This window comes from Pseudomonas sp. X10, from assembly GCF_054889225.1.
In genome coordinates this window covers 1,394,006-1,419,573 of sequence record NZ_CM142677.1, presented here as the reverse complement: position 1 = coordinate 1,419,573, position 25,568 = coordinate 1,394,006, and the positions used below count along the sequence as shown (strand labels likewise).

General features: G+C 62.3%; 22 protein-coding genes. 8 read left to right on the top strand and 14 right to left on the bottom strand.

Annotated elements, in window-relative coordinates:
* The first annotated feature begins 40 nt into the window (after positions 1-40).
* Positions 41-640: a Yip1 family protein gene (locus ACYU03_RS06595; RefSeq protein WP_461889051.1), complete on the top strand. Its 600-nt coding sequence runs from the start codon at positions 41-43 to the stop codon at positions 638-640.
* A gap of 145 nt (positions 641-785) precedes the next feature.
* On the top strand, positions 786-1,280 hold the full coding sequence (locus ACYU03_RS06590) for a SprT family zinc-dependent metalloprotease (protein ID WP_461889049.1): 495 nt from the start codon (positions 786-788) through the stop codon (positions 1,278-1,280).
* A 96-nt stretch (positions 1,281-1,376) separates the two neighbouring features.
* On the opposite strand, the gene ACYU03_RS06585 is transcribed toward ACYU03_RS06590, so the two are convergent.
* The 4 genes from ACYU03_RS06585 to ACYU03_RS06570 all read right to left on the bottom strand — a co-directional run bounded on the left by ACYU03_RS06585 (position 1,377) and on the right by ACYU03_RS06570 (position 5,794).
* Complete coding sequence (locus ACYU03_RS06585; RefSeq protein WP_461889047.1) at positions 1,377-2,699, bottom strand: dicarboxylate/amino acid:cation symporter; 1,323 nt, start codon at positions 2,697-2,699, stop codon at positions 1,377-1,379.
* A gap of 302 nt (positions 2,700-3,001) precedes the next feature.
* A complete protein-coding gene (locus tag ACYU03_RS06580; RefSeq protein ID WP_461889045.1) occupies positions 3,002-4,348 on the bottom strand; it encodes an ATP-binding protein in 1,347 nt (448 codons plus the stop codon).
* Positions 4,345-5,022, bottom strand: coding sequence for a response regulator (locus ACYU03_RS06575; RefSeq protein WP_461889044.1), 678 nt, complete (start codon positions 5,020-5,022; stop codon positions 4,345-4,347). Before ACYU03_RS06575 ends, ACYU03_RS06580 begins: the two co-directional genes overlap by 4 nt.
* Positions 5,023-5,191: 169 nt before the next feature.
* Complete coding sequence (locus tag ACYU03_RS06570; RefSeq protein ID WP_461889042.1) at positions 5,192-5,794, bottom strand: hypothetical protein; 603 nt, start codon at positions 5,792-5,794, stop codon at positions 5,192-5,194.
* Positions 5,795-5,929: 135 nt separating this feature from the next.
* On the opposite strand from ACYU03_RS06570, the gene ACYU03_RS06565 reads away from it, so the two are divergent.
* Together ACYU03_RS06565 and ACYU03_RS06560 are read left to right on the top strand one after the other, a co-directional pair.
* Positions 5,930-6,730 carry a dienelactone hydrolase family protein gene (locus ACYU03_RS06565; RefSeq protein WP_461889040.1) on the top strand — a complete coding sequence of 267 codons (801 nt, stop codon included), beginning with the start codon at positions 5,930-5,932 and terminating at the stop codon, positions 6,728-6,730.
* 135 nt (positions 6,731-6,865) lie between these two features.
* Complete coding sequence (locus ACYU03_RS06560; protein ID WP_461889038.1) at positions 6,866-7,567, top strand: 4'-phosphopantetheinyl transferase family protein; 702 nt, start codon at positions 6,866-6,868, stop codon at positions 7,565-7,567.
* A 12-nt stretch (positions 7,568-7,579) separates the two neighbouring features.
* Here the strand turns inward: ACYU03_RS06560 and ACYU03_RS06555 are convergent, their stop codons facing one another.
* Together ACYU03_RS06555 and ACYU03_RS06550 are read right to left on the bottom strand one after the other, a co-directional pair.
* The gene (locus tag ACYU03_RS06555; RefSeq protein ID WP_461889037.1) at positions 7,580-9,184 is read right to left on the bottom strand and encodes an ATP-binding protein; all 1,605 of its coding nucleotides are present in this window, start codon (positions 9,182-9,184) and stop codon (positions 7,580-7,582) included.
* On the bottom strand, positions 9,181-9,897 hold the full coding sequence (locus ACYU03_RS06550; protein ID WP_461889036.1) for a response regulator: 717 nt from the start codon (positions 9,895-9,897) through the stop codon (positions 9,181-9,183). The genes ACYU03_RS06555 and ACYU03_RS06550 overlap by 4 nt, the downstream gene beginning before the upstream one ends.
* Before the next feature lie 746 nt (positions 9,898-10,643).
* Here ACYU03_RS06550 and ACYU03_RS06545 point away from each other — a divergent pair.
* Positions 10,644-13,523: a ribonucleoside-diphosphate reductase subunit alpha gene (locus tag ACYU03_RS06545; protein WP_461889035.1), complete on the top strand. Its 2,880-nt coding sequence runs from the start codon at positions 10,644-10,646 to the stop codon at positions 13,521-13,523.
* 222 nt (positions 13,524-13,745) lie between these two features.
* Complete coding sequence (locus ACYU03_RS06540) at positions 13,746-14,993, top strand: ribonucleotide-diphosphate reductase subunit beta (RefSeq protein WP_461889033.1); 1,248 nt, start codon at positions 13,746-13,748, stop codon at positions 14,991-14,993.
* Positions 14,994-15,087: 94 nt separating this feature from the next.
* On the opposite strand, the gene ACYU03_RS06535 is transcribed toward ACYU03_RS06540, so the two are convergent.
* Positions 15,088-16,056, bottom strand: a complete 969-nt coding sequence (locus ACYU03_RS06535; RefSeq protein ID WP_461889031.1) for an AraC family transcriptional regulator — start codon at positions 16,054-16,056, stop codon at positions 15,088-15,090.
* Positions 16,057-16,149: 93 nt separating this feature from the next.
* Between ACYU03_RS06535 and ACYU03_RS06530 the strand changes: the two genes are divergently transcribed.
* Positions 16,150-16,983, top strand: coding sequence for an oxidoreductase (locus ACYU03_RS06530; protein WP_461889029.1), 834 nt, complete (start codon positions 16,150-16,152; stop codon positions 16,981-16,983).
* Positions 16,984-17,011: 28 nt separating this feature from the next.
* Here ACYU03_RS06530 and ACYU03_RS06525 read toward each other — a convergent pair whose 3' ends face one another.
* Positions 17,012-17,866 carry a LysR family transcriptional regulator gene (locus tag ACYU03_RS06525; RefSeq protein ID WP_461889027.1) on the bottom strand — a complete coding sequence of 285 codons (855 nt, stop codon included), beginning with the start codon at positions 17,864-17,866 and terminating at the stop codon, positions 17,012-17,014.
* A 98-nt stretch (positions 17,867-17,964) separates the two neighbouring features.
* Here ACYU03_RS06525 and ACYU03_RS06520 point away from each other — a divergent pair, with 98 nt between their 5' ends.
* Positions 17,965-18,873, top strand: coding sequence for a DMT family transporter (locus ACYU03_RS06520; RefSeq protein ID WP_461889025.1), 909 nt, complete (start codon positions 17,965-17,967; stop codon positions 18,871-18,873).
* A 31-nt stretch (positions 18,874-18,904) separates the two neighbouring features.
* Here the strand turns inward: ACYU03_RS06520 and ACYU03_RS06515 are convergent, their stop codons facing one another.
* The 6 genes from ACYU03_RS06515 to ACYU03_RS06490 form a co-directional block, all read right to left on the bottom strand.
* Positions 18,905-19,441 (bottom strand): nuclear transport factor 2 family protein, encoded by a 537-nt coding sequence (locus ACYU03_RS06515; protein ID WP_461889024.1) that lies wholly within the window; start codon positions 19,439-19,441, stop codon positions 18,905-18,907.
* A gap of 158 nt (positions 19,442-19,599) precedes the next feature.
* Positions 19,600-20,103: a hypothetical protein gene (locus tag ACYU03_RS06510; protein ID WP_461889022.1), complete on the bottom strand. Its 504-nt coding sequence runs from the start codon at positions 20,101-20,103 to the stop codon at positions 19,600-19,602.
* Between the two features lie 371 nt (positions 20,104-20,474).
* Complete coding sequence (locus tag ACYU03_RS06505; RefSeq protein ID WP_461889020.1) at positions 20,475-21,374, bottom strand: LysR family transcriptional regulator; 900 nt, start codon at positions 21,372-21,374, stop codon at positions 20,475-20,477.
* A 46-nt stretch (positions 21,375-21,420) separates the two neighbouring features.
* Positions 21,421-23,445, bottom strand: a complete 2,025-nt coding sequence (locus tag ACYU03_RS06500) for a pyridoxamine 5'-phosphate oxidase family protein (RefSeq protein ID WP_461889018.1) — start codon at positions 23,443-23,445, stop codon at positions 21,421-21,423.
* A gap of 30 nt (positions 23,446-23,475) precedes the next feature.
* Positions 23,476-24,108 (bottom strand): glutathione S-transferase family protein, encoded by a 633-nt coding sequence (locus ACYU03_RS06495; protein ID WP_461889016.1) that lies wholly within the window; start codon positions 24,106-24,108, stop codon positions 23,476-23,478.
* A gap of 153 nt (positions 24,109-24,261) precedes the next feature.
* Entirely contained in the window at positions 24,262-24,816 is a 555-nt protein-coding gene (locus tag ACYU03_RS06490) for a UPF0149 family protein (protein WP_461889014.1), read from the bottom strand.
* Between the last annotated feature and the right edge of the window lie 752 nt (positions 24,817-25,568).

Genomic DNA, 25,568 nt, shown 5'->3' with positions numbered 1-25,568 from the left:
CCACTGGGGGGCGAAGGCAACGACGATAGGAGTGACCGGCATGATCCATCACGTTCTGGGGCTATTTACCCATCCCGACCAGGAATGGCGCGAAATCCGTGGCGAAGAAGAAAGCATCAGCCACATGTACCTGACCCACACGCTGATACTGGCGGCAATCCCGGCGGTCTCGGCCTTCATCGGCACCACCCAGGTCGGCTGGGTGATCGGTGATCGCCCCCCGGTCATGCTGACCATGGACAGCGCGTTGTGGATGAGCATCATGTCCTACCTGGCCATGCTGGCCGGGGTGGCGGTCATGGGCGCCTTCATCCACTGGATGGCCCGCACCTACGATGCCAACCCGAGCATGGCGCAATGCATCGCCTTTGCCACCTACACCGCCACCCCATTGTTCATCGGCGGCTTGGCGGCGCTCTACCCGCACCTCTGGCTGGGCATGATCGTGGGCACGGCAGCGATCTGCTATACGGTCTACTTACTCTATGTCGGCTTGCCGACCTTCATGGACATCCCCTCGGATGAAGGCTTCCTGTTCTCCAGTTCGGTGCTGGCGGTGGGCCTCGTCGTGCTGGTAGCCATCATGGCCGCCACCGTGATCATCTGGGGCCTGGGCGTGGGGCCCGTCTATACCAACTAACGCGATACACAAAAGAAAGACCCAACACAGGGGCATCAAACCACGGGCCGCCAGCAGGCGGCCTTTGGCTGTGTGCGCTGACCGGTGGCTCGGCAGGCCGCCTGCGCTTGCGGCATAATGCCTGGTCAGGAGAGTATTCCCCGCCATGCCCGAGCAGCTCAAATCCCGCGTCGAAACCTGTTACCAGCAAGCCGAAGCCTTTTTCAAACGCCCTTTCCCGCGCCCGCAAGTCAGCTTCAAGCTGCGCGGCCAGAAAGCCGGCGTCGCCCACCTGCACGAGAACCTGCTGCGCTTCAACCTGCAGCTGTACCGCGAGAACAGCGAAGACTTCCTGCGCCAGACCGTGGCCCACGAAGTGGCGCACCTGGTCGCTCATCAGCTGTTCGGCGAGCGCATCCAGCCCCATGGTGAGGAATGGCAGTTGATCATGCGCGGGGTCTACGAATTACCGCCTCACCGCTGCCACAACTATGAGGTCAAGCGCCGCACCGCGACCCGTTACATCTACCACTGCCCCTGCCCGGACAGCGACTTCCCGTTCAGCGCCCAACGCCACAAGCTAGTGCGCCAGGGGCGCAGGTATCTGTGCCGGCGATGCCAGGAGATTCTGGTGTACAGCGGCCAGACCAGGGTCGAGTAGGCGCAAAAATCTCGCGAGTAACGCGCCTTCGGGACGGGTCATCAGATACAAAAAAGCCCATCCGAAGATGGGCTTTCATTTCACGCTAGCGCTGGATCAACGGGCAGCACCTTCGGCCACGCCCAGGTCGTCGGTCGGACGGGTGTCGATGATCGAGGAGCCGCCAGAGGCCAGTTCGGCCTGCAACTGGTCGGTGTCCAGTTCCTTGACCCACTTGGCCACGACCACGGTGGCGACGGCGTTGCCGATCAGGTTGGTCAGGGCGCGGGCTTCGGACATGAAGCGATCGATGCCCAGGATCAGCGCCAGGCCGGCAACCGGCAGGTGGCCAACAGCGGACAGGGTCGCAGCCAGAACGATGAAACCCGAACCAGTAACGCCCGCAGCACCCTTGGAGGCTACCAGCAGCACCAGCAGCAGGGTGATCTGGTGGGTGATGTCCATGGTGGTGTCGGTAGCCTGAGCGATGAACACCGCGGCCATGGTCAGGTAGATCGAGGTGCCGTCGAGGTTGAACGAGTAGCCGGTCGGGATCACCAGGCCAACCACGGATTTCTTCGCGCCCAGGCGTTCCATCTTGGTCAGCATGCGTGGCAGGACCGATTCCGAGGAGGAGGTCCCCAGGACGATCATCAGCTCTTCACGGATGTAGCGGATCAGCTTGAGGATGCTGAAGCCATGGGCGCGGGCGATACCGCCGAGCACCACGAGGATGAACAGCAGGCAAGTGATGTAGAAGCACATCATCAGGTAGCCCAGTTGCACCAGCGAGCCGACGCCATACTGGCCGATGGTGAAGGCGATGGCACCGAAGGCACCGATCGGGGCCAGCTTCATGATCATGTTGATGATGTTGAACATGACATGGGCGAAGCGGTCGATCAGGTCCAGAACTGGCTTGCCGTAGCTGCCCAGGCGGTGCAGGGCGAAACCGAAGATCACCGAGAACATCAGCACTTGCAGGATATCGCCGTTGGCGAAGGCGCCGACCACGGTATTCGGGATGATGTTGAGCAGGAAGCCGACGGTGGTCTGCTGCGCGCCGGCGGCGGCGTAGGCAGCCACGCTGCTGGCGTTCAGGGTGCTGACGTCGACATGCATGCCGGCGCCGGGCTTGACCACGTTGACCACGACCAGGCCGATGATCAGGGCAATGGTGGAGACGATTTCGAAGTACAGGAGCGCGTAGCCGCCAGTCTTGCCGACCGACTTCATGTTCTGCATGCCAGCGATGCCGCTGACCACGGTACAGAAGATGATCGGAGCGATGACCATCTTGATCAGTTTGACGAACCCGTCACCCAGGGGCTTCAGGGCAACGCCGGTTTCAGGGTAATAGTGACCGAGCAGGATACCGATGGTGATCGCGACCAACACCTGGATATACAACGATTTGTACAGCGGCTGACGTGTCGTCATGGCTAATTTTTCCTCAAGTGTGCCGAGCCCATCCTTCCCAGGATGCTGTGGCACCTAAAGCGCGAACCCTCCTGCACTTGGAGGGATTTGTTGTGTCGAGCTGCATGGCAGGACTCTGTCCGGTCTATAGCAAGGCCGATGCCAGAATGCTCGCTATGGGTGCAGAGCCGCGTTTTTGCGGGGTCGGCCGCCCAATGGCAGGGCAGCCACGCGAAGGAAGGATGGCGGATTTCCGCCCGCCACAGGCCGTGAGCACACGAGGATGGCGGGAATCCGCCCGCTGGCGGATTTGCGCCGGCAGGTCAGTCGAGGCTGAAGGTGATGCGAAAAGCCGCGCCGCCCAGCGGTGAATCGTCCAGGGTCAGGCTGGCGTCGTAGCTTTCGATGATGTCCTTGACCACCGCCAGGCCAATGCCCTGCCCCGGGTGCTGGCGATCCAGGCGCTCACCGCGCTGGAGGATGCGCTCGCGTTGGTCGACCGGCACGCCTGGGCCATCGTCCTCGACGCATAGCACCACCTGGCCGGGTGCGGTTCCCAGGCTGATGCGCACCTGTCCCAGGCACAGACGATAGGCATTCTCCAGCAGGTTGCCCAGCAGTTCGAGCAAGGCGCCCTGCTCCATCGGCACCCGAGCCTGGTCGGCGACATCGAGGCTGACCGCCACGTGCTTGTCACGGTAGACCTTGGCCAGCGTGCTGCACAGGCTATCGAGCAAGGGCCGCAACTGCACCTGGTGACGCACCAGGCCGCTCTTGCGCAGGCTGGCGCGCTGCAACTGATAGTCGATCTGCTGGCTCATGCGCTCGATCTGAGTCTGCAGCACCCGCGCCTGCTCACGCTCCTCGCTGCCCTGGCCCATGCTCTCGCTGACACCCTGCAGCACCGCCAATGGGGTCTTCAGGCTATGCGCCAGGTCATCCAGGGAGTCGCGGTAGCGCTGGCGCTGCTCGCGCTCGCTGTGCAGCAAGCGGTTCAGCGAGCCGGTCAGGCGCAGCAACTCACGTGGGTGTTCGCCACTCAGGCCGTCACGCGCGCCCATCTCCACTTCGTCCAACTCCAGGCTCATCTGCCGCAACGAACGCAGCCCCCAGGTCAAACCGGCCCAGAGCAGCACCAGTAAAGCGAACAGGGCCGCGCCAAATCCGAGATAGAGCTTCTCGCGCAAGCCATCGAGGGTGTTCTGGTACTCACGCACCGGTTGCAGGGCGACAATACTGAACGCCGCGCTCTTGCCGCCGAGCAGCTTGACCTCGACGTCATAGACGAAGAACTCCTCGCCATCGTCCTGGCGGATCCGCGCGAACTCGTTGCCGCGTCCATCATAGCGGGGCTGATAGTTGATGTTCTCGTCCGCCGTGGCCCGCGACCGCCAGACCAGGGTGCCCTGGCGGTCGTAGATGTAACCGAGCAGGCCGGTATAGGGCAGGTTGAAGCGCTCGTCGGGCAACTGCTCCGGCATCTGCAGTTGGCCATGCTCGATACGCGCCGCCGAGATCAGAGTGGTGACGTCCGAGGCCAGGCGTTGCTCGATCGACTCCTGCAGGGCAAGGCTGAAAGCCTTCTGCAGGGCCGGCAGCAGGCCCAGCATGAACAGCAGGGCCAACAGCGCCGCCGCCAGCATCAGGCGCAGGCGCAGGGAGCGAATCATCGGCAGCGCTCGGTGAACAGGTAGCCCAGGCCGCGCACCGTATCGATCGGTTTGAAGCCCCGCTCACCTTCGAGCTTACGGCGCAGGCGACCGACCAGCACCTCGATGACGTTCGGGTCGCGTTCCCCGTCGTCCGGGTAGAGCTGTTCCATCAGGCGCTCCTTGGCCACCACCTGCTGGTGATGGCGCATGAGGTATTCGAGGATGCGGTATTCGTAGGCGGTCAGCGCCAATGGCTGGTCGTCCAGGATCGCCTGCTTGCGGTTGAGGTCAAGCACCAGCGGGCCTGCAGCGATGGTCGATTGGGTGAAGCCGCTGGAGCGGCGCAGCAAGGCGTTGAGGCGGGCCTCCAGTTCCTCGAACTGGAAGGGTTTGACCACATAGTCGTCGGCCCCGGCGGCCAGGCCTTCGACCTTGTCCTGCCAGTTGCCGCGGGCGGTGAGGATTAGAATCGGAAAGCTTTTGCCCTGGGAACGCAGCTGGCGGATCAGGTCCAGCCCACTCATGCCAGGCAGGCCCAGGTCGATCACGGCCAGGTCATGGTTGTACTGTTCGGCCTGGTACAGCGCTTCTTCGGCATTGGCCACCGCCTCGACCACATGCCCGCTCTCGCTCAAGCGGCTGTACAGATGATGGCGCAGCAGCGCTTCATCCTCGACCACCAGCAATTTCATGCAGCTCTCCTTTTATACGACATGGAATGCGTTGTCTGTTCGGGCCCTATCGCGGGCAAGCCCGCTCCTGCAGGGGCTGCGTAGCCCATGAGAGGGCCGGTAAAGACAAAAAGCATAACAGCGAACCGGCCGCGCACGGGCGCGACCGGTTCGCCAGCGGCGATCAGCCTTAGAACGTGTAGTTGGCCGACAGGTAGGTCTGGGCGCTGCTGGTCAGGCGCAGGGTGCCAATTTTCGGGCCATCGTGCTCGGACAACTCGGTGCTGGCGTTGCTGCGCAGATAACGGTAGCCGAGCTCTACCGAGGCGTTATCGGTGACCTGCTGCAGCAGGCCCGCCTGCAGGCCGACGGCGTAACCGATATCGGTGTCGCGGCTGTAGCCGGAAGACTCCTGGCTGAGCTTGGTCAGGCCGGCGCTGGCGCCGCCGAACAGCTTGGTGCTGTCGCCCAGCGGGTAGAACGCATCGTAGCTGCCGAGCAGGTTTTCCTGGCGCACTTTCAGGCCGCTATGGTCGTTGGAGACGTTGTCGTAGGTCAGGTAGTAGCGACCCTGGTCGTTTATCTGGCCGAGGCGCACGCCCCAGGTGCCGTCCTTGTGGATGATGCCGTCGGTGTTCAGGTGGTCGGTGTTGCGCTCCAGCAGACCGGACTTGCGGATCTTGTCGCTGGTCTGCCCGTAAGTCAGGCTGGCGAAGGTGCTGTCGGCGGCCTGAGCGGTGAGGCTGGCGGCGCTGACGGCCACGGCAATCAACAAGGTATGGATGGTTTTCATGGGTTTGTACTCCGGTTTGATGCGCTGTGTGGGTGTGGCAGCTAGAGTAATCAGGGCGCCCTGAACCGCTGCTGAACCCTGGCTGAACCCCGGCTGAACGAACCGCATCGCCCCGAACCAGAAGGAGTACCGACCATGCGTTCCCTGCTCGCCCTGGCCCTGATATGCAGCGCCGCCGTCGCCCAGGCGGCGGTGCAAACCCGTGAAATCCCCTACCAGGATGCCGATGGCCAGCGCCTGGTTGGCTATTACGCCTACGATGACGCGATCGACGGCAAGCGTCCCGGCATCATCGTCGTACACGAGTGGTGGGGACTGAACGACTACGCCAAGCGCCGTGCCCGCGACCTCGCCGCACTCGGCTACAGCGCCCTGGCCATCGATATGTACGGCGACGGCAAGAACACCGAGCATCCCAAGGATGCCGACGCCTTCCGCGTCGCCGCCACCAAGGACCCGCAAACCAGCATCCGGCGCTTCGATGCCGGCCTTGAACTGCTGAAACTCCAGCCGCAGACCAACGCCGACAAGCTGGCGGCCATCGGCTATTGCTTCGGCGGCAAGGTGGTGCTCGACGCCGCCCGGCGGGGTGAGCCGCTGGCTGGCGTGGCGAGTTTCCATGGCGCACTGGTGACCCAGGAGCCGGCCAAGCCCGATAGCGTCAAGGCCAAGATCCTGGTCGAACATGGCGCCGCCGACAGCATGGTCACCGAGCAGCAGGTAGAAGCCTTCAAAAAGGAAATGGATGAAGCCGGAGCGAGCTTCGAGTTCGTCAGCATCCCCGGCGCCAAGCACGGCTTCAGCAACCCTGACGCCGACCGTCTGGGGCACGCCGGGCATGGCAGCGGAGGCGGGCCGGACATTGCCTATAACAAGGCAGCGGACGAGAGTTCATGGGCGGACATGCAGGCGTTCTTCAAGAAGTTGTTTGATTAGACGCTAGCAAGCCAGCCCCCGCAGGGTCCGTGCATGCCCCAACGCCTGCGTCGACCGCAAGGGTCGAGGCATGCACGGACCTTGTTGGGCAGGCCCGCTCCCACGCGAAGCTTCACTGCTGGCACAATACCCGGCATGAACAGACTCCCTACCTGCTGCGCCCCACTCCAGCACCACTGGCCCCTGCCTCGTCCGGTTCCCGGCGCGGTGCTGGTCAGTTGTGCCTTCGACCCGGCCCACCTGGCCACAGACGACTTTCAGCGTGCCGGCATCGAGCAAACCGCCAGCCTGCAACGCTCAGTGGCCAAGCGCCAGGCCGAATACCTGGCCGGCCGGGTCTGCGCCCGTGCCGCACTGCAGCGCCTGGACGGTCGGGATTATGTCCCCGGCACTCATGAAGACCGCTCGCCGATCTGGCCCGCGGGCATCCACGGTTCGATCACCCACGGCCAGGGCTGGGCAGCCGCCGTGGTCGCCGCCAAAGACGCCTGCCAGGGCTTGGGGCTGGACCAGGAAAGCCTGCTCAGCGACGAGCGCGCCGAACGCCTGGCCGGGGAAATCCTCACCGAAGCCGAACGGCAACGCCTGTCCCGCGATCAGTTGGGCCTGACCGTGACCCTGACGTTCTCGCTCAAAGAAAGTCTGTTCAAGACGCTTTACCCACTGACCCGGCAACGCTTCTACTTCGAGCACGCCGAAGTGCTGGAGTGGTCTGCCGACGGCCATGCCCGGCTGCGCCTGCTCACCGACCTGTCGCCGCAGTGGCGCCATGGCCAGGAGCTCGACGGCCAGTTCTGCGTGCAGGGCGAGCATCTGCTGAGCCTGGTCAGCGTCTAGCCGGCAACGGCTTCAGGTAGGCGCCTGCGAGCGGGGCCAGCTCAGGCTGAAGCAGGCTCCGCCCAAGCGCTCGCTGCGTCCTACCGAGGCCCGGCCAGCGTGCCAGTAGATGATCCGCCGCACGATCGACAGGCCCAGGCCATGGCCACCGGAAGCACGGGTACGACTGTCATCCAGGCGGGTGAACGGGGTGAAGATCCGGTCCCAGACCCCTTCCGGAATTCCCGGCCCATCATCCTCGACGTCGATACGGCACTGTTGCTGGCCCAAGTGATAGCTCAGGCAGACCTGCGACTCGGCATGGCGCATGGCGTTGCTGACCAGGTTCTGCAGCGCCCGGTGCAGGTAGCGCGGTTCCGCCTCGACCCAGGCGCCTTGTCCGTCCGCGCCCTGGCAGGCTCCGCGCATGACCGTCACCCCAGCGCGCAAGGGCGCCAGTTCGGCGATCACCCGGTCGAACAGGGCGTCCAGGTCCACTGCCTGGAAATCCAGGGCCGGGGCGCCCTGTTCAAGGCGTGCGTACGTCAGCATCTCGTCGACCAGCTTGTCCAGGTCCTGGATGTCGCTGTCCATACCGGCCAGGTGTTTCTCCCGGGCCTGCTCGCTGCTAGCGCTTTCGATCATCTCCAGGCCGAAACGCAAGCGCGCCACCGGTGTGCGCAATTCATGGGACACCGCCCGCACCAGTTCACGTTGCATGGTCAGCGAACGCTGCAGGTGCTCGGCCATGCCATTGAAAGCCGCTGCCAGACGCCCGACCGAGTCGGCGTCATCAGCCGGCACCCGGGTATCCAGGCTGCCCTGGGCGATGCGCGTGGCGGCGACCTCCAGGCCCGACACCCGCCGCTCCAACTGACGCACCAGCAGGTAGACCACCAGACCGATCAGGCATAACCCGAGGAAGGCGATCAGGATCAGCAACTGCGGCGGATAAGGACTCATCTGATACAGCGGGCCGATCTCCAGCACCCAAGGTGAACCCGCCAACCCGGAGAAAACCCGGATCGAATCGCCGTCCTTGCCCAGGGCCATCACCGTGTCGCCCTCCTCCACCCGGCGCCGCTGGTCATCATCCAGCCCGGCGCGCTCCAGGCGTTGCAGGGCGAGGTCGAAACCAAAGCCCTTGCTCTGCTTCAGCGTCTCGAGCTGCTGTCGCTGTTCGGTGACCGGGTAACGCACCAGCTCGTCCGCCAGCAAATAAAGCGTGGCCCGCGCCAGTTGCTCGCTGATCTGCTTGATCTCGCCGACCAGCAGCACATCCTGCTGGCCGACCTGGCGCAATACCCGCGCCGCATGGGGGCCGGTCTTCTCCACCACCACCTGGCCGCGCTGCAGACGATTGCGCTGGCTGCCGTCCAGAGGTGTGGCGGACAGCGCCTGCAGGTCCAGGGGAATCCCCAGCAAACGCTCCCAGATCAGCAGTGAACGCTTGCGCTCCACTTCGTTCTGCAAGGCCAGGTTGTCGGCCATCAGGCTGAAAGTGCCCTGAGCCAGGCGCTCGCGGTGCTGCCCGGCACGCACTTCATTGACCAGGTGCAGGCTGAGGACGCCGAGCACGGCCACCAGCACCAACACAGCGAGCATGCCGCCATAGATGCGCAGGAAGATCGAATTCATGGGTTGCCCAACGCCTGCGCCGCCTCGGCGACGAACAGGTAGCCCTTGCTGCGCAGGGTCTTGATCATGCGCGGATGGATCGGGTCATCGCCTATCTTGGGGCGGATCCGCGAAATGCGCACGTCGATGGAGCGGTCCTGGCCGTCATAGCCGACACCACGCAGGGAGGTGAAGATCTCTTCGCGCGAAAGCACCCGCCCAGCATTGCTTACCAATAGCCAGAGCAGGTCGAATTCGGCGCTGGTCAGCTCGATGCCCTGTTCGTTCAGCCACGCTTCACGCAGGCTGTTGTCGATCCGCAGGGGGCCGAACTGCAGGCTCTGGCGCTTGCTCTCCGGCGTCTCGCTGCGCCGCAGCAGGGCATTGATCCGCGCCAGCAGCAGGCGCGGACGCACTGGCTTGCACACATAGTCGTCCGCACCCAGGTCCAGGCCCTGCACCTGGTCCAGCTCATCACTGCGCGCGGTGAGTATCAGGATTGGCCCCGGGTAGTGGGCGCGCACCTTACGGCAGATGCTCAAGCCATCTTCGCCAGGCAGCATCAGGTCGAGGATCACCAGGTCCGGCTGGCTGTCGATGATCCTGCGCGCCGCACGGGCGCCATCGCCTTCCACCGCGACTTCGAAGCCATTGGCCTGCAGGTATTCCGCAGTCAGTTCGGCCAGCCGCTGGTCATCCTCGACGATCAATACGCGATTGCTTGCCTGCTCCACGGCCCCACCTCTTCTGCCTTGTTATTGTGCAAGGGGTGCCCCTTCACCAAAGGGCAATATCGGCTGAGGATACTACGTTCCACCCCCGGCCCTGCCAACCTCACCCAAGGCCTCTCCGGCAGGGCTCGACAGGACTGTTTTTTGTGGTAGGGTGCGCGCCCGAAAAATTCTCTTGCTGGGCATCAGCCCCTCGAAAAAAGGTGAAGTCCTTTTAGGACAAGGCCTACAGCGGTGGCCCAAGAATCACTCACAAACTACACACAACTTATCCACAGAGGGTCACCTTGCAAAGACCCGGATACCGCATTATCTTGTATCACCATCGCAGCAAAACACTATATCTTGGGGTTTAAGAATTTTCCCAAGCACAAGTTCAACAGGAAACTCAAGCCCTTTCATAGCGCTTTTTCCTCATGAACCTGAAGTGATTTCAGCAGCCAAACCGCTCCTGCGGAGGCGACCGTTGCAAGCCCGCACAGGGCCTTGTTCGGGTATGGGTGTTGCAGGCATGGCCTGGCACCCGTGAGCAACAGTTTTTGGGCATGGCCCAGAACCTTTGACTTCGGCCAGGGAGCGGCAAGTGATTGCCCCTTTTTCCTGATCTGTCCCGAAGTCGGTACGCCCGGTCCGGGCGGATGCGCACGTTTGGTGGCGCATCCCCTGGTCGGGCCGTCGAGCTGGTGGACGGAACGGTGGGCGCCCACAAGGCGCCTGAATAAACATAGAGACTGTGGAGACACACCCCCATGCAAACCGACACAACTCGCGAGAACCCGCAGGCCAAGGTGCCTCAGGCCGCCGATTCGAACCAGGATCTGGCCGCCACCGCACCGGGCCAACTGCGTGTTATCAAGCGCAATGGCACTGTCGTCCCCTACACCGACGACAAAATCACCGTGGCCATCACCAAGGCGTTCCTCGCAGTTGAGGGCGGTACCGCCGCCGCCTCGTCGCGCATCCACGACACCGTCGCGCGCCTGACCGAACAGGTCACCGCCACGTTCAAGCGTCGCATGCCATCGGGCGGCACCATCCACATCGAAGAAATCCAGGACCAGGTCGAACTGGCCCTGATGCGCGCCGGCGAGCAGAAGGTCGCCCGCGACTACGTGATCTACCGCGAACAGCGTGCCCGCGAGCGAGCCACCCGCTCCAACACCGATTCGGTGGTCGAGCCGCACCCAAGCATCCGCATCACCCTGGCCGACGGCAGCCTGTCGCCGCTGGACATGGCGCGCCTGAACACCATCATCAGCGAAGCCTGCGAAGGCCTGGCCGAAGTCGATGGCGACCTGATCCAGCGCGACACCCTGAAGAACCTCTATGACGGCGTGGCCATCAAGGACGTCAACACCGCCCTGGTGATGACCGCCCGTACTCTGGTCGAGCGCGAGCCGAACTACTCCTTCGTCACCGCCCGCCTGCTGATGGACACCCTGCGTGCCGAAGGCCTGGGCTTCCTCGGCGTGGCTGACAGCGCCACCCACCACGAGATGGCCGAGCTGTACGCCAAGGCCTTGCCGGCCTACGTCGCCAAGGGCGTGGAATTCGAGCTGCTCGACCCGGCCCTGAAAAGCTATGACCTGGAGCGCCTGGGCAAAGCCATCGACCACGAGCGTGACCAGCAATTCACCTACCTGGGCCTGCAGACCCTGTACGACCGCTACTTCATCCACAAGGATGGCGTGCGTTTCGAGCTGCCGCAGGTGTTCTTCATGCGCGTTGCCATGGGCCTGGCCCTGCAGGAAAAGGACAAGGAAGCGCGCGCGATCGAGTTCTACAACCTGCTGTCGTCCTTCGACTACATGGCCTCGACTCCAACCCTGTTCAACGCCGGCACCCTGCGTCCACAGCTGTCGAGCTGCTACCTGACCACCGTGCCAGACGACCTGTCGGGTATCTACAAGGCGATCCACGACAACGCCATGCTGTCGAAATTCGCCGGTGGCCTGGGCAATGACTGGACCCCGGTACGCGCCCTGGGCTCGTACATCAAGGGCACCAACGGCAAGTCGCAAGGCGTCGTGCCGTTCCTGAAAGTGGTCAACGACACCGCGGTCGCGGTCAACCAGGGCGGCAAGCGCAAGGGCGCGGTCTGCGCCTACCTGGAAACCTGGCACCTGGACATCGAGGAATTCCTCGAGCTGCGCAAGAACACCGGTGATGACCGTCGCCGCACCCACGACATGAACACCGCCAACTGGATCCCAGACCTGTTCATGAAGCGCGTCTTCGACGACGGCAAGTGGACCCTGTTCTCGCCATCGGAAGTGCCAGACCTGCACGACCTGACCGGCAAGGCCTTCGAAGAGCGTTACGAGTACTACGAAGCCCTGACCGAGTACAACAAGATCAAGGTGTTCAAGACCGTCCAGGCCAAAGACCTGTGGCGCAAGATGCTGTCGATGCTGTTCGAGACCGGCCACCCATGGCTGACCTTCAAGGACCCATGCAACCTGCGCTCGCCTCAGCAGCACGTGGGCGTGGTCCATAGCTCGAACCTGTGCACCGAGATCACCCTGAACACCAACGCCGATGAAATCGCCGTGTGCAACCTGGGTTCGATCAACCTGCCGAACCACATCAACGACGGCAAGCTGGACACCGCCAAGCTGGCGCGTACCGTCAAGACTGCCGTGCGCATGCTCGACAACGTCATCGACATCAACTACTACTCGGTGCCGCAGGCTCAGAACTCGAACTTCAAGCACCGTCCGGTCGGCCTCGGCATCATGGGCTTCCAGGACGCGCTGTACCTGCAGCACATCCCGTACGGCTCCGACGCTGCCGTCGAGTTCGCCGACAAGTCGATGGAAGCGGTCAGCTACTACGCTATCCAGGCCTCCTGTGACCTGGCCGACGAACGTGGCGCCTACCAGACCTTCGAAGGCTCCCTGTGGTCCAAGGGCATCCTGCCGCTGGACTCCCAGCAGATCCTGATCGAGGCCCGTGGCGCCAAGTACATCGACGTCAACCTGGAAGAGTCCCTGGACTGGGCCCCGGTTCGCGAACGCGTCAAGAAAGGTATCCGCAACTCGAACATCATGGCCATCGCGCCGACCGCGACCATCGCCAACATCACCGGCGTGTCGCAGTCCATCGAGCCGACCTACCAGAACCTGTACGTGAAATCGAACCTGTCGGGCGAGTTCACCGTGATCAACCCGTACCTGGTCCGCGACCTCAAGGCCCGCGACCTGTGGGACTCGGTCATGATCAACGACCTGAAGTACTACGACGGCTCCGTGCAGCAGATCGAGCGTATCCCGCAAGAACTGAAAGACCTGTACGCCACGGCCTTCGAAGTCGAGACCAAGTGGATCGTCGACGCCGCCAGCCGCCGGCAGAAGTGGATCGACCAGGCCCAGTCGCTGAACCTGTACATCGCCGGTGCCTCGGGCAAGAAGCTGGACGTGACCTACCGCATGGCCTGGTACCGTGGCCTGAAGACCACCTACTACCTCCGTGCCCTGGCCGCGACCAGCACCGAGAAGTCGACCATCAACACCGGCAAGCTCAACGCCGTGTCCAGCGGTGGCGACAGCGCCCCGGTCCAGGCCGCCGGCCCGGCTCCGGTGCCAAAAGCCTGCGCCATCGACGAGCCGGATTGCGAAGCCTGCCAGTAAGGCTTGGCTGAGGCCTCCCCTGTAGGAGCGGGCTTGCCCGCGATAGGGCCAGCACAACCACCCTCCTCCTGCAGCGAACACAATAAGCCGGGGCACCACCGCCCCGGCCCGCCCTCCCCGGGCACATCAGATTTTGCGTGCACTGCAGTACCCCAAACGCAAGCACCGCAACCAAGATCCACCGGCCATACTTCAACATGGCCCTCAAGCAGGAGACCCATCATGCTGAGCTGGGACGAATTCGATAAAGAAGACGGCGAAGTCGCCGCCAAAGGCAGCGCCGCTGCACAGAACACCGCGACCAACATCGACAAGCTCGACAGCGCTGGCGATGCCGCCGCTCAGGAAGCCCGTGCCGCCACCGCCACCGACTCCGACGCGGTCAAGCGCGCCAAGGCCGCCCTGGACGAGTTGGACATCGCCGAAGGCCTGGCTGAGCTGGAAGGCTCCTCGGCCCGCGTGCGCGTTGACGAAAAGCGCATGATCAACTGCCGCGCCGACCTCAACCAGCTGGTTCCGTTCAAATACGACTGGGCCTGGCAGAAGTACCTCGACGGCTGCGCCAACCACTGGATGCCGCAAGAGGTCAACATGACCGCCGACATCGCCCTGTGGAAGAGCGCCGACGGCCTGACTGAAGACGAGCGCCGCATCGTCATGCGTAACCTCGGCTTCTTCTCCACCGCCGACTCCCTGGTGGCCAACAACCTGGCCCTGGCCGTGTATCGCCTGATCACCAACCCCGAGTGCCGCCAGTACATCCTGCGCCAGGCCTTCGAAGAGGCGATCCACACCCACGCCTACCAGTACTGCATCGAGTCGCTGGGCATGGATGAGGGCGAGATCTTCAACATGTACCACGAGATCCCATCGGTCGCGAAGAAGGCCGCCTGGGGCCTGAAGTACACCCGCGCCATCTCCGACCCGGAATTCAACACCGGCACCGTCGAGACCGACAAAGAGCTGCTGCGCAACCTGATCGCCTACTACTGCGTTCTGGAAGGCATCTTCTTCTACTGCGGCTTCACCCAGATCCTCTCCATGGGCCGCCGCAACAAGATGACCGGTGTTGCCGAGCAGTTCCAGTACATCCTGCGTGACGAGTCCATGCACCTGAACTTCGGCATCGACGTGATCAACCAGATCAAGATCGAGAACCCGCACCTGTGGGATGCCGCGATGAAGGAAGAGGCGACCCAGATGATCCTGCAGGGGACCCAGCTGGAGATCGAATACGCCCGCGACACCATGCCGCGCGGCGTGCTGGGCATGAACGCGGCGATGATGGAGGACTACCTCAAGTTCATCGCCAACCGCCGCCTGACCCAGATCGGCTTGAAGGAAGAGTATCCGGGGACAACTAACCCGTTCCCATGGATGAGCGAGATCATGGACTTGAAGAAGGAGAAGAACTTCTTTGAGACGCGGGTGATCGAGTATCAAACGGGTGGTGCTTTGAGCTGGGACTGATAGTCCGGGCTGACCATCGAGAAGGCTGCCGATTGGCAGCCTTTTTTGCCGTTGAAATAATCAGCTGGGCTGGAAGGAGTGCACGCAGCAGGGCCTAATGGGAAGACACATACGACGCCTGCGCATAAGCCGGCGGAATGGCAAAGTTCTCTCGCATTCGCCTGGCCTCCGCCTGGGGAGAGCGCCCGAACAGGCGCTTGAACTCTCGATTGAATTGCGAGGAGCTGGCATAGCCCACGGCATGGCTAGCAGCCTGCGCGGTCATGCCTTGGCGCACGATCAGCAAACGTGCCTGATGCAGGCGGGTGCATTTCACATATTGCATGGGCGACGTCTGGGTGATCGCCTTGAAGTGGCTGTGGAACGAAGGCACGCTCATGCCGGCTTCGTCGGCAAGTTGCGGCAGGTCGAGTGGCTGCGCATAGGCCGTGTGGATGCGCCGAAGCGCCTTGGCGATCCTGCCGAACTGCCCTTGCATGGCCAGCGCTGCGCGCATGGTATTGCCCTGGGCACCGGTCAGGACACGGAAATACAGCTCGCGCAGCAAGGCGGGGCCGAGAATCGTTGCCTCCAGAGGGTCGTTCAGCGTCGTCAAAAAGCGCAGGACGGAATCAGCAAGCGACTCATCCATAGGGCTCGACATCATGCTCCGCGGCGCCTCCTTCGACGAGGGCGCCTGCTGCTGGTCGATCTGGATCATCAGCTCGGCGGCAAGCTGGAAATCCAGGTGCAGGTAGATGGCCAATAGCGGACGCTCGGCCGTCGCATCCGTTTCCATGGTGAAGGGAACGGGCACGGCGACGGCCAGGTAGTGCTGCTCGTCGTACACATAGACCTGATCGCCGAAGTACCCACGCTTGCAGCCCTGGCATACGATCACGATACCGGGATCGTAGAGAACGGGCGTCCGGGCCAGGGGACGGTCCGATCTCAGAATACGGACACTGGCCAGGGAAGTGAGGTTGTACCCCTCCCTGGGGGCCAGTGCCTCGAGCAGGGCGACCATGCGCGCCTGGTTCAGCCCTCCTCTGTGTTCGGGGCGTTCGGATTTGGCATTACTCATAGAATTAGGCAATAAAGTCAGAATATGTGGTCTCTGGAAGAGGCTTGCGGATAAGTATTATGCGCTCATCCCCCCCGTAATGGAGCCACCACCATGTCATCCTGCAAAACCTTGTTGATCACCGGAACCAGCAGCGGCTTCGGCCTGGCCCTTGCCCAGGAGGCATTGGCGGATGGACACCGTGTAGTAGGCACGGTTCGTAGCGAGCAAGCCAAAGCCGCGCTCGAGGCCCTCGCTCCCGGACGGGCAATCGGACGGTTGCTGGACGTGACCGACTTCGCGGCCATCGACCAAGTGGTCGCCGAAGTCGAAAGGACCATCGGCCCGGTGGATGTGCTGGTGAACAGCGCCGGCTATGGCCACGAAGGCATCCTCGAAGAGTCTCCGCTGTCGGAGATGACCCGGCAGTTCGAAGTGAACGTGTTCGGTGCCGTGGCGATGATGAAGGCCGTATTGCCATACATGCGCCAGCGGCGCCGCGGCCATATCCTGAACATCACCTCGATGGGCGGTTTCATCACCATGCCCGGCATCGCCTACTACTGCGGCAGCAAGTTCGCGCTGGAAGGGATCTCCGAGGTGATCGGCAAGGAAGTCGAAAGCTTCGGCATTGCCGTGACCGCCGTAGCGCCCGGCTCCTTCCGCACGGACTGGGCCGGCCGCTCCATGGTGCGAAGCCCTCGTAGCATCGCCGACTATGATGCGATCTTCGATCCCGTGCGCAAGGCACGCCAGGAAAAAAGCGGCAAGCAACTTGGCGACCCGAAGAAAGCGGCCCGTGCCATGCTGGAGGCGATCGGTTCGAAGAATCCACCCGCTCACCTGTTGCTGGGCAGCGACGCCCTCGGCCTGGTGCGCCAGAAGCTCGGGGCGCTCGAGGAGGAAATAGCCGCTTGGGAAACCACTACCCGCTCCACGGATGGCTGAGCGCTGGGCCGGGCTGACGCCCAGGCCACTAGAGCCTGAAATACTGTCCAATAATCGCTGAAAGCAACTCGGCCGGCTCTTCCAACTGGCCCTGGGTGAACGTGAGGAACACGACGTCGTGCTCGGCAGTCTCGGGTAATCCTGCCAGTATCACCATCCGACCGGTGACACGCGAGCGGTCCAACAGGGTGATCGCCATGCCCGTCTCCACGCATGCCTTCACCGCCTGGCTGGACGGGCTGTCCAGCACGACGCGCCATTTCCGTCCGCTGTTTCGAAGGGCGCTCAGCATCGCCTCACGGTAGGGGCACTCCGCCGCGTAGAGCGCCAGGGGAAGCGGGTCGGCCAGAACCGATGGACCGTTCGCTGCGCCGACCCACACTGGCGTGGTGCTAACCAGCAGTTTCTGCCCGTCCACCGGCTGCCCTTTGGGCACCACAGCCACCGCTGCATGAAGCCTTCCGCGACGGACCTGATCGCGTAGCGTGAGGCTGGGTCCTGTCTTGACCTCCAACACCACGTTCGGTCGCTGTTCGACGAAAATGGGCAGGATGTCGCGAATAACGTGGTCAGCATACTCATCCGGCACACCCAGGCGAATTCGTCCCGTCACGCCTGTGCCCTGCAGTTCAGACAGCACCCGGTCATGGGTGTGGAGCAGCTCCGTGGTAGAGAGCAGCAGCCGCCTGCCGAGCGCCGTGAGGGAGACCGACTGGTTGTCGCGCTCCAGCAGGCGTCCGCCCACGATGCTTTCCAACCGTTGTATGTGCACGCTGATGGCGGCCGGGCTCTTGTGCAGTTGCTCGGCCGCCGCCTTGAAGCGACCGCTACGGGAGACGGCGTGGAAGGTGCGGAGCAACTCAATATCCAGAATGCCACTCATCGTTCATAAATTCCGAACAAGTAATTCCAGTAATTTTGATTTATTAGATTAGCTCCAATTCGTAGTCTGTGCTCATGTCTCTATCGTCGGAAACCGTCATGAGCCTGTCCTCAAACAGCGTTGTCTGGCCCGCTACCCTCCCTCTCCCTCTCTTGGAAGTCGGGCTGGTGTTCGCCTGGAGCTCCGGCTTCATCGGCGCGCGTTTCTCCATCGATCAGGCGCCACCGATGCTGGTCGTATTCTGGCGCTGCATTGCCGTCATGCTTATCCTCATGCCATTCGTCTGGCGCTCTCTGCTCCGAGCGTCACCACGGGCCTTGTTGCATACCGCAGGCAGCGGCCTGTTGGCCATGGCGGGATATCTGGCTGGTGTCGTGCAGGGCATCGCACTGGGCGTTCCAGCGGGCCTTGCCGCGTTGCTGGCGGACTTGCTGCCCTTGGGTGTCGCCGCGCTTTCTGCCGGGTTGCTGGGACAGCGGCTGGTCCTGCGCACCTGGGGCGGATTGACGATCGGTTTGACGGGAGTGCTGCTGGTTACCGCCAATGCCCTGGGCCTGGGGCACGCCCCGTTGTGGGCCTACGCGCTGCCCTTGCTCGGCATGCTGTCGTTGGCGGCGGCGACCCTCTGGCAGAAGCACTCGAAGGCGGCGGCCAGCATTGGACTGTTGCCGAATCTTTGGCTTCACTGCTGCGCCTCCAGCGTGATCTTCGCCGGGCTCGCGAGTATGGAAGGCGGATTGGCTCCGTTACCGACGCCAGGCTTCGCCATGAGCGTGCTGTGGACGGCGCTGCTCTCCAGCCTTGGTGGCTACGGGCTCTACTGGATGTGCCTGAAGCGCTCTACTCCCACCCGCGTTGCGAGCATCCTGTATCTCAGCCCCGCGGTTACCCTGGTGTGGGCATGGGCGATGTTTGGCGACCCACTCTCATGGCAGATTGCACTTGGTACGGTCGTTTCCCTGATCGGCGTGTGGATGGTGATCAACGCAGAGTCAACAAAGTGCTGACGGCCCCCACACGAGGTTGATCAACGGACACCTACTCTTTCAAGAAAAGCTCGCCCAGGCCCCGGCGAAGCAATGCTTGATGGCCCTCCGATCCGTCTACAGGTAGCAGGGTGCGCTTGGCAATCTTCCAGCGACCGTCACAACGCTCCAGCTCCCAGCGGTTCACTACGACGCGATGGATCCGATATCCCGACGAAAAACCATGATTGGGCAATTCGCGTGGCGCCCCCTCATGATCCAAGTGAACGATCATGAGATAGGACGTCACAATGGCTATGTCGCCCCGAAGATCGATAAGCGGCAGGCCAGCGAAATGAGCGAGTCCTCCGCCAATAGCCTCATCATGCTCCGGCCTGCGGATGAAGGCTGCAATATTCTCCGCGCCCTTCGCACCATCCAAGCTCGGGCCGCGATCGAATACACCATCCGCGAGATATACCGAGATCGTGTAATCGTCTGCACCAGTGTCCGCGCTCGACGGATGAGCCGCGATGAGTTCGTAGATCGCGAGTTTGTCTTCTATGGTGCGTAATCTGCTTTCTAGATCAGGCGATTCAAGCGACTTCATAACATTCCCCGCGCGAATAAATGAGCTATTAGATCCCGCATCGAACCAGTACCACGTCTCCCACGATTCGATAGAAACCCCAGTCGCCATCCGACAAGTGCGGTACGAGAACCGCATCTTTGGAGGCGTTCTGAGGTAACGACGAGACTTATCGATTTCTATATGCGCACCACACGCCTATTGCGCGAATGGATCAACCAGCATTGCGCGGCAAATCCCACGATGAAAAGTACGAACCAGATCAGCAATATGTTCAAGACAACGGGGGCCAGAGGGGCATCGGCCAGCGGGTGCGAGGGCGGCACGCGGACCAGAGTTTCGTTTGTGCCAGGAACCAGTGACAGGAAGAAGCTGAAAGAGAGTCCGAATACGGACAAATACGGTCGGAGCCTGCCCAGGAAGGTCAACTTGGTGACGAATATGGCGCCAAAAGCTACGAGAAGAATCACGAGGCCAAACGCATGCCCGGCATTCAGGCCACCTGTTCTTGATACGCCGAAGGATGTGATGACTGACAACACCAAGCCTATGAGATAGACCCGCCCGGAGCGCGTCGCCGTATCGATCATACGATAACGCGCAAAGCTGTAGAGGCCCGCAATAACCGGAACCAAGCTGATAGCGGTATGGACAACGCCTAGAGGTGAGATGGACGGCGTCATGGGATTACCTCTCGAAAGATAACTGGCAAAAGATAAACACCGTGGTGACGGTGCCGGAGGACAAGGGTTGGATATCCGTGATGCTGGCCACACACAGCAACCCTTATCTACCAATTGGTAGAATTCGAAGACAAAAAAGGAACGGTCGGCAGTTCGAAAGCCAACATAGCGCAGATGCAAAACGAAGAAGTGCCGCCATAGGAGCATAAGGAGCAATAATTCAGGTACGCATTAGCACCACGAAATTATCCTACTAGTAGGTAGGTTTCTTATCAAGCAGTAATGCCGCAGCAGCCAGAAGCCTGCATCGCGTAGGGGATCGCTGAGGTTCTGAATATCGCTGCCTATGGCGGGGTGGTCGGTCTCCCGCCTCAACTCAAATGCCCCTGCCCCCGCAGATGCTCCGCCAGCATATCGATGAACGTCCGTACCTTGGTTGACCCGTACTTGCTCTCCCGATGCAGCACATGGATCGGCCACGGTGCTTCCTCGTACTCGGCCAGGATCACCTGCAACCGCCCAGTCGCCAACTCGTCCGCCACCTGGTAGGACAGCAACCGCGCAATGCCAAGCCCAGCACAGGTGGCGGCGATGGCGGCGTCGTTGCTGGTGACTGTAAGGCGCGGCTTCATACGGATCAGGGTAGGGTCGTCGAGGGCGCCAAAGCGCCAGTCAGTGCGCGGCGAAAGGTTACCGGTGGCGATGATCGCGTGCCCTTGCAGCTCGGACGGATGACGCGGTGTACCGTGGCGCTCCAGGTACTCGGGCGAGGCACACAGTAGGCGGCGCATCGTCCCCACGCGCAGCGCCTTGAGGCCGGAGTCGGGGAGCTGGCCGATGCGCACCGCGACGTCCATGCCCTCCTCCACCAGGTTCACCACACGGTCAAGGAAGTAGGCGGACACGTCCACCTCGGGATACTGCTGCAGGTAGCGAACGATGCAGGGCATGACGAACTTCTTGCCGAACAGGATCGGCGCGGTCACCGCTAGGGCGCCTTTGGGCGCGGCATTGATACCGGCGGCCGCTTCGTTGGCCTCGATGATGCTGGCGAGGATATGCCGGGTGTCTTCCAGGTAACGGCCGCCGGCCTCGGTCAGACGCACACTGCGGGTAGTGCGCAGCAGCAGCTTGACCCCGAGCTGTTCTTCGAGGGCGCTGACAGCTCGGGTCACCGCCGCTGGCGAAATGCCCAGACGGCGCGCAGCGGCGGCGAAGCTTTCCAACTCGCCGACCGCGACGAACACCTTCATCAGGTGGATCTGGTCCATGCCGCGCCCCTGTGGTTATGGTCGGTCGATTATTCCAGTGACGGGACTACAGCTCCAGCACCAGCGGTTGCGCGCCCTCCTCACCCTGGGCCGGGACGGCACAGCAAATCAACACGCTGCCGCTGTCCGGCAGTTCGGCGGGCGGGTTCGGGTAATGGACCTGACCACTGACCAACCTGGTCACGCAAGTGCCGCAGGAGCCGCCACGGCAGCTGAAGTCCGGGGACAGGCCGCGACTTTCAGCAAGCTCCAGCAGAGTACCGCTGTCGGGGGACCAACGGGCCTCCTTGGCGGAACTGGCGAAGTACACCGGCACCGGCTCGGTGGCCGCAGGTGGCTGTTGCAGCGTGGACTGATTGTCATCGGTATGGCGCCGCAGGGTCGAGGGGCCGAAGGCTTCGGCGTGGATGCGCGCGTCGGGTACGTGCACGCCGCGCAGGCCTTCGTACAAGTCCTGGGTAAAGCTGGCCGGGCCGCACAGGTAGAAGTCGTAGTCGTCCAGGGCCAGCGTGGCCTTGATCTGATCGATACCGAGGCGGCTGGCGAACTCATAGTCGCGGCCTTGCACCGCCTGATCTTCAGGCTGGCTCAAGGCCCGATGGAGGCTCAGCAGGCCACCGGCTTGCTGCCTCAGCATGGCGAGTTCCTCTTGAAACGGCAGATCGGCCAGCGAGCGTCCGCCATGAAACAGATGGATACGGCGCCCCTGTCCGCTGCTCAGTTGCTCCCGGAGCATAGCGATCAGTGGCGTGATGCCGACGCCCGCGCCAATCAACACGATCGGCCGCAGGCTCTGCTGATCGAGGATGAAGTTACCCATAGGCCGGCGTACGTCTAGACAGTCGCCGACTTTCAGGTACTCATGAAGGTGCCGCGACGCCGGCCCCTGCGCCTTGACGCTGATACGCAGGCAGTCATCGGACGGAGCACTGGAAAGGCTGTAGGTACGGATCAACGGCTTCTCCCCCTCAAGCTGCAGGCGCACGGGGAGATGCTGGCCCGGGGCGAAGCTCACCGGCGTACCGTCCTCGGGCTGCAGGTAGAACGAGCGGATCTCGCGACTCTCCTGATCGATGCGCACCACGCGCCAGGCCAACCATTGGCGCTGGCGTTCGCGCTGTTGCAAGCGCTGCTCGGCCTCAGCCCAGGTGCCGGTCATCAAGCTGGTCGGGGCATATTCCTGGAAGGCCCAGCGCAGCGACACCGCGGCCGGACGAAACACCACTTGCTCGACTTCCAGCGTCCAGAGCCGCTCGGCGCCCTCGAAAGCCGCGATCAATGGGCTGTCGAGAGCCACCTCGGTTCGCCCAAACAGTTGCAGCACGTTGCCGCTGGTGAAGTCGATGAACAACAAGCCCGCCACGGGGTTCACCAGCAAGTTGCCGAGGGTATTGAAATGCAGGTTGCCGGCATAGTCGGGGATAGTCAGGCGATTGCCCTCGACCTTGATAAACCCCGGCCGGCCACCGCGGTGGGACACGTCCACCGAGCGCAGGCCATCGTCGTGCTCGACGTAGCTGGCGACGAAGAAGGTGTCGGCGCTTTCGATCATGGCGATGGTGTCGGCATCCAGATCCACAGAGTCAATGCGCCCCTGGGCTGGCTCATCGACCCGGATGTAGTCGCGCCGCTGGATGTACTGCGGGCAATTGCCAAACGACTGCTCCACCGTCACCGCCAACTGGCCGCCGTTGACCTGAGAGATCAGGCCATTGAGGCGATTGCGCCGCCGGGTGTGCAGTTCGATCCCGAGTAGCCCGATGGCACCACCGGCAGCCAGCCCCGGCGTGGCCGGGTCATCGGCGACGAGATCGGTGACGATCACCAACTGCCGCGGATCAGGCGAGCGGACGAAGCCTTCCGGGCCTTCGAGCAACGTCGCCCAAGGCTTGCCGTCCGGGTCCACGCTACCTGCGACCAGGAACGGCAACTGATGATAGAACTCGCGGTGTTGGTCAGGCATGTAGTCGCGGATGACCTTCTGCCCGAACACTTCCATGCGCTCCGCGACACCAACCTTTTCCTGCAGCCTTTTCTCGCCGGCGTGCCAGGGCGATGGGAGCTGGTGCATGGCGACATTCCTCGCATGGCGTGGTTCAGGTCAGCCCGCGCTCTGCAGGCCCACGGCAGTGCGCGGCATCGACACAAAGCCGGGCAGCGCCTCTATCCGCGCCAGCCAGGCGCGCACATTGGGGTACGGCTCCAGCGACACGTTGCCTTCCGGCGCGTGGGCGATGTAGGAGTAGTTGGCGACGTCGGCGATAGTGACCGCGTCGCCTGCCAGGAATGGCGTCTTGCCCAGCTCATCGTCCACGACCTTGAGCAAAGTGTGGGCGCGACCAATCACCTCATCGGTATTGAAGGAAGCACCAAACACCGTGACCAGGCGGGCGGCGGCAGGCCCATAGGCGACCGGCCCGGCAGCGACCGACAGCCAGCGTTGCACCCGTGCCGCGGCGAGCGGCTCCTCGGGCAGCCAGCGACCGTCGTCGTCATAGGTTTTCGCGAGATACACGAGGATAGCGTTGGAGTCGCTGACAATGGTGCCGTTGTCGTCGATCACCGGCACCTGGCCGAAGGGGTTGAGGGCGAGGAAATCGGCTTGCTTGTGCACGCCCTTGGCCAAGTCGACGAACACCTGTTCGCTGGGCAGGTTCAGTAGCGACAGCATCAGCTCGACGCGATGGGCATGGCCGGACCGCGGAAAATTATAGAATTTGATGGCTTGGGGCATGATCTCGGCTCCTCAGAGGATGAAGTCAGCAACGAGCCAATGCCCGTACTGATGAGATCATGCTGCCCTCATTCGTCCTCCAACAGAATCCGCGCGGTCAGCAATCCATAATTTCGCCTAGCGAAATAAAAAGCTGAAACCGCCCCCTTGTGCTCAGTGCGACTGCTGCTTCTGATAGCGATAGAGGCTACGCGCCGCCTCGATCACCTGCGGCACGCAGGCCTCCAACTCTTCCGGCGTCATCGAGTCGAGCCGTTCGAAGTTGTCTTCAAAACCATGTAGGGAAATGGCACTCAGGTACTCGGCCTGTTCGAGCGGTAGCTCAGTCCAGCCGGCCACCTGCACGCCGCGCATGTAACCGAAGCACCACTCCTCCATAACGACCACCGGACCATCCTCGGTTTCCGACTCTTCGAACAGCGGTTCGAAATTATCGGGATCACCGGACAACTCATCGGTCACCTGGCCGTAGTAGCGCAGCATCAGGGCAGTGTAGGCCTCCTGCTCGGCCGGGCTCTTGAACTTGGGCACCTTGCCGCCACTGGCGACAGGCAACCACTGCTCAGGCAGGACGGCGTTCACGGAACTGGCCAAGGCAGTAAAGAAGCCGTTGAGCTCCGCCACATTCAACACGGAATAGTCATTGCCGTACTTGATCAGCAGGTCTTCGAGACGGTCCAGTTCTTTTTCGGTTAGCGGGAGGTGCATGGGGCAGGTATCCATAGGGAGAAATCTGCGAGCACCCTAGCACAACAGCGGATGAAGCGAGGACAGCCGCCCGTGAAAAGTACCTGCCCCCGACAGACAACCGTGGGGCTGAGAGCGATTCGGGTTCCTACGGCTACTCCGCAGCCTCTGATTCATGTCTGATGACACCTTGCCGCCTAATACGCGGCTGGCAGGAAGCTGTCGATATCGACCTGTGAACCTTGTCTAGACAGGCTCGGGCAACACGGTGCGCATCCTGGGCGTGCGTGAGTAGCGGGGCAGCCCTTCGATGATCGCCCCCTCGGGACACGATCCACTGACTCTTCATCAGTCATCCCCAACCCACCAAAGTCTCCAGGGGTCGCTTCATCCCATACTGCGATGGAAGGCAGGCGAACCAAGTCGCGAAACGATAGCTGGTGATATCGATCGACGATCGCAGCCCACAACATCTCCCAAGACTCAGTGCCATAAACAGCGGCAATCTTCTCGGTCATTCGTCCAACAAAACAATGCCATTTGTCATAGACAGCCTGCAGGGTCGATATCGGTGGGGGTGTCGTGCCCTCAGGATTACGCCACATCAACAAAACCGGTTCGTTCTGTTCGTTCAACTGCCCTTCTTGCAAATAGATACCAGTGGTGTTGAGAGCGGAGCGTGATAATGGCTGAATCATCAGCGTTGCTACATATCTAGGGCGCCCAAAGACCGTTTTCAGGCTTGAGGAGGTGTTGTCAGGAGATGCAGATGC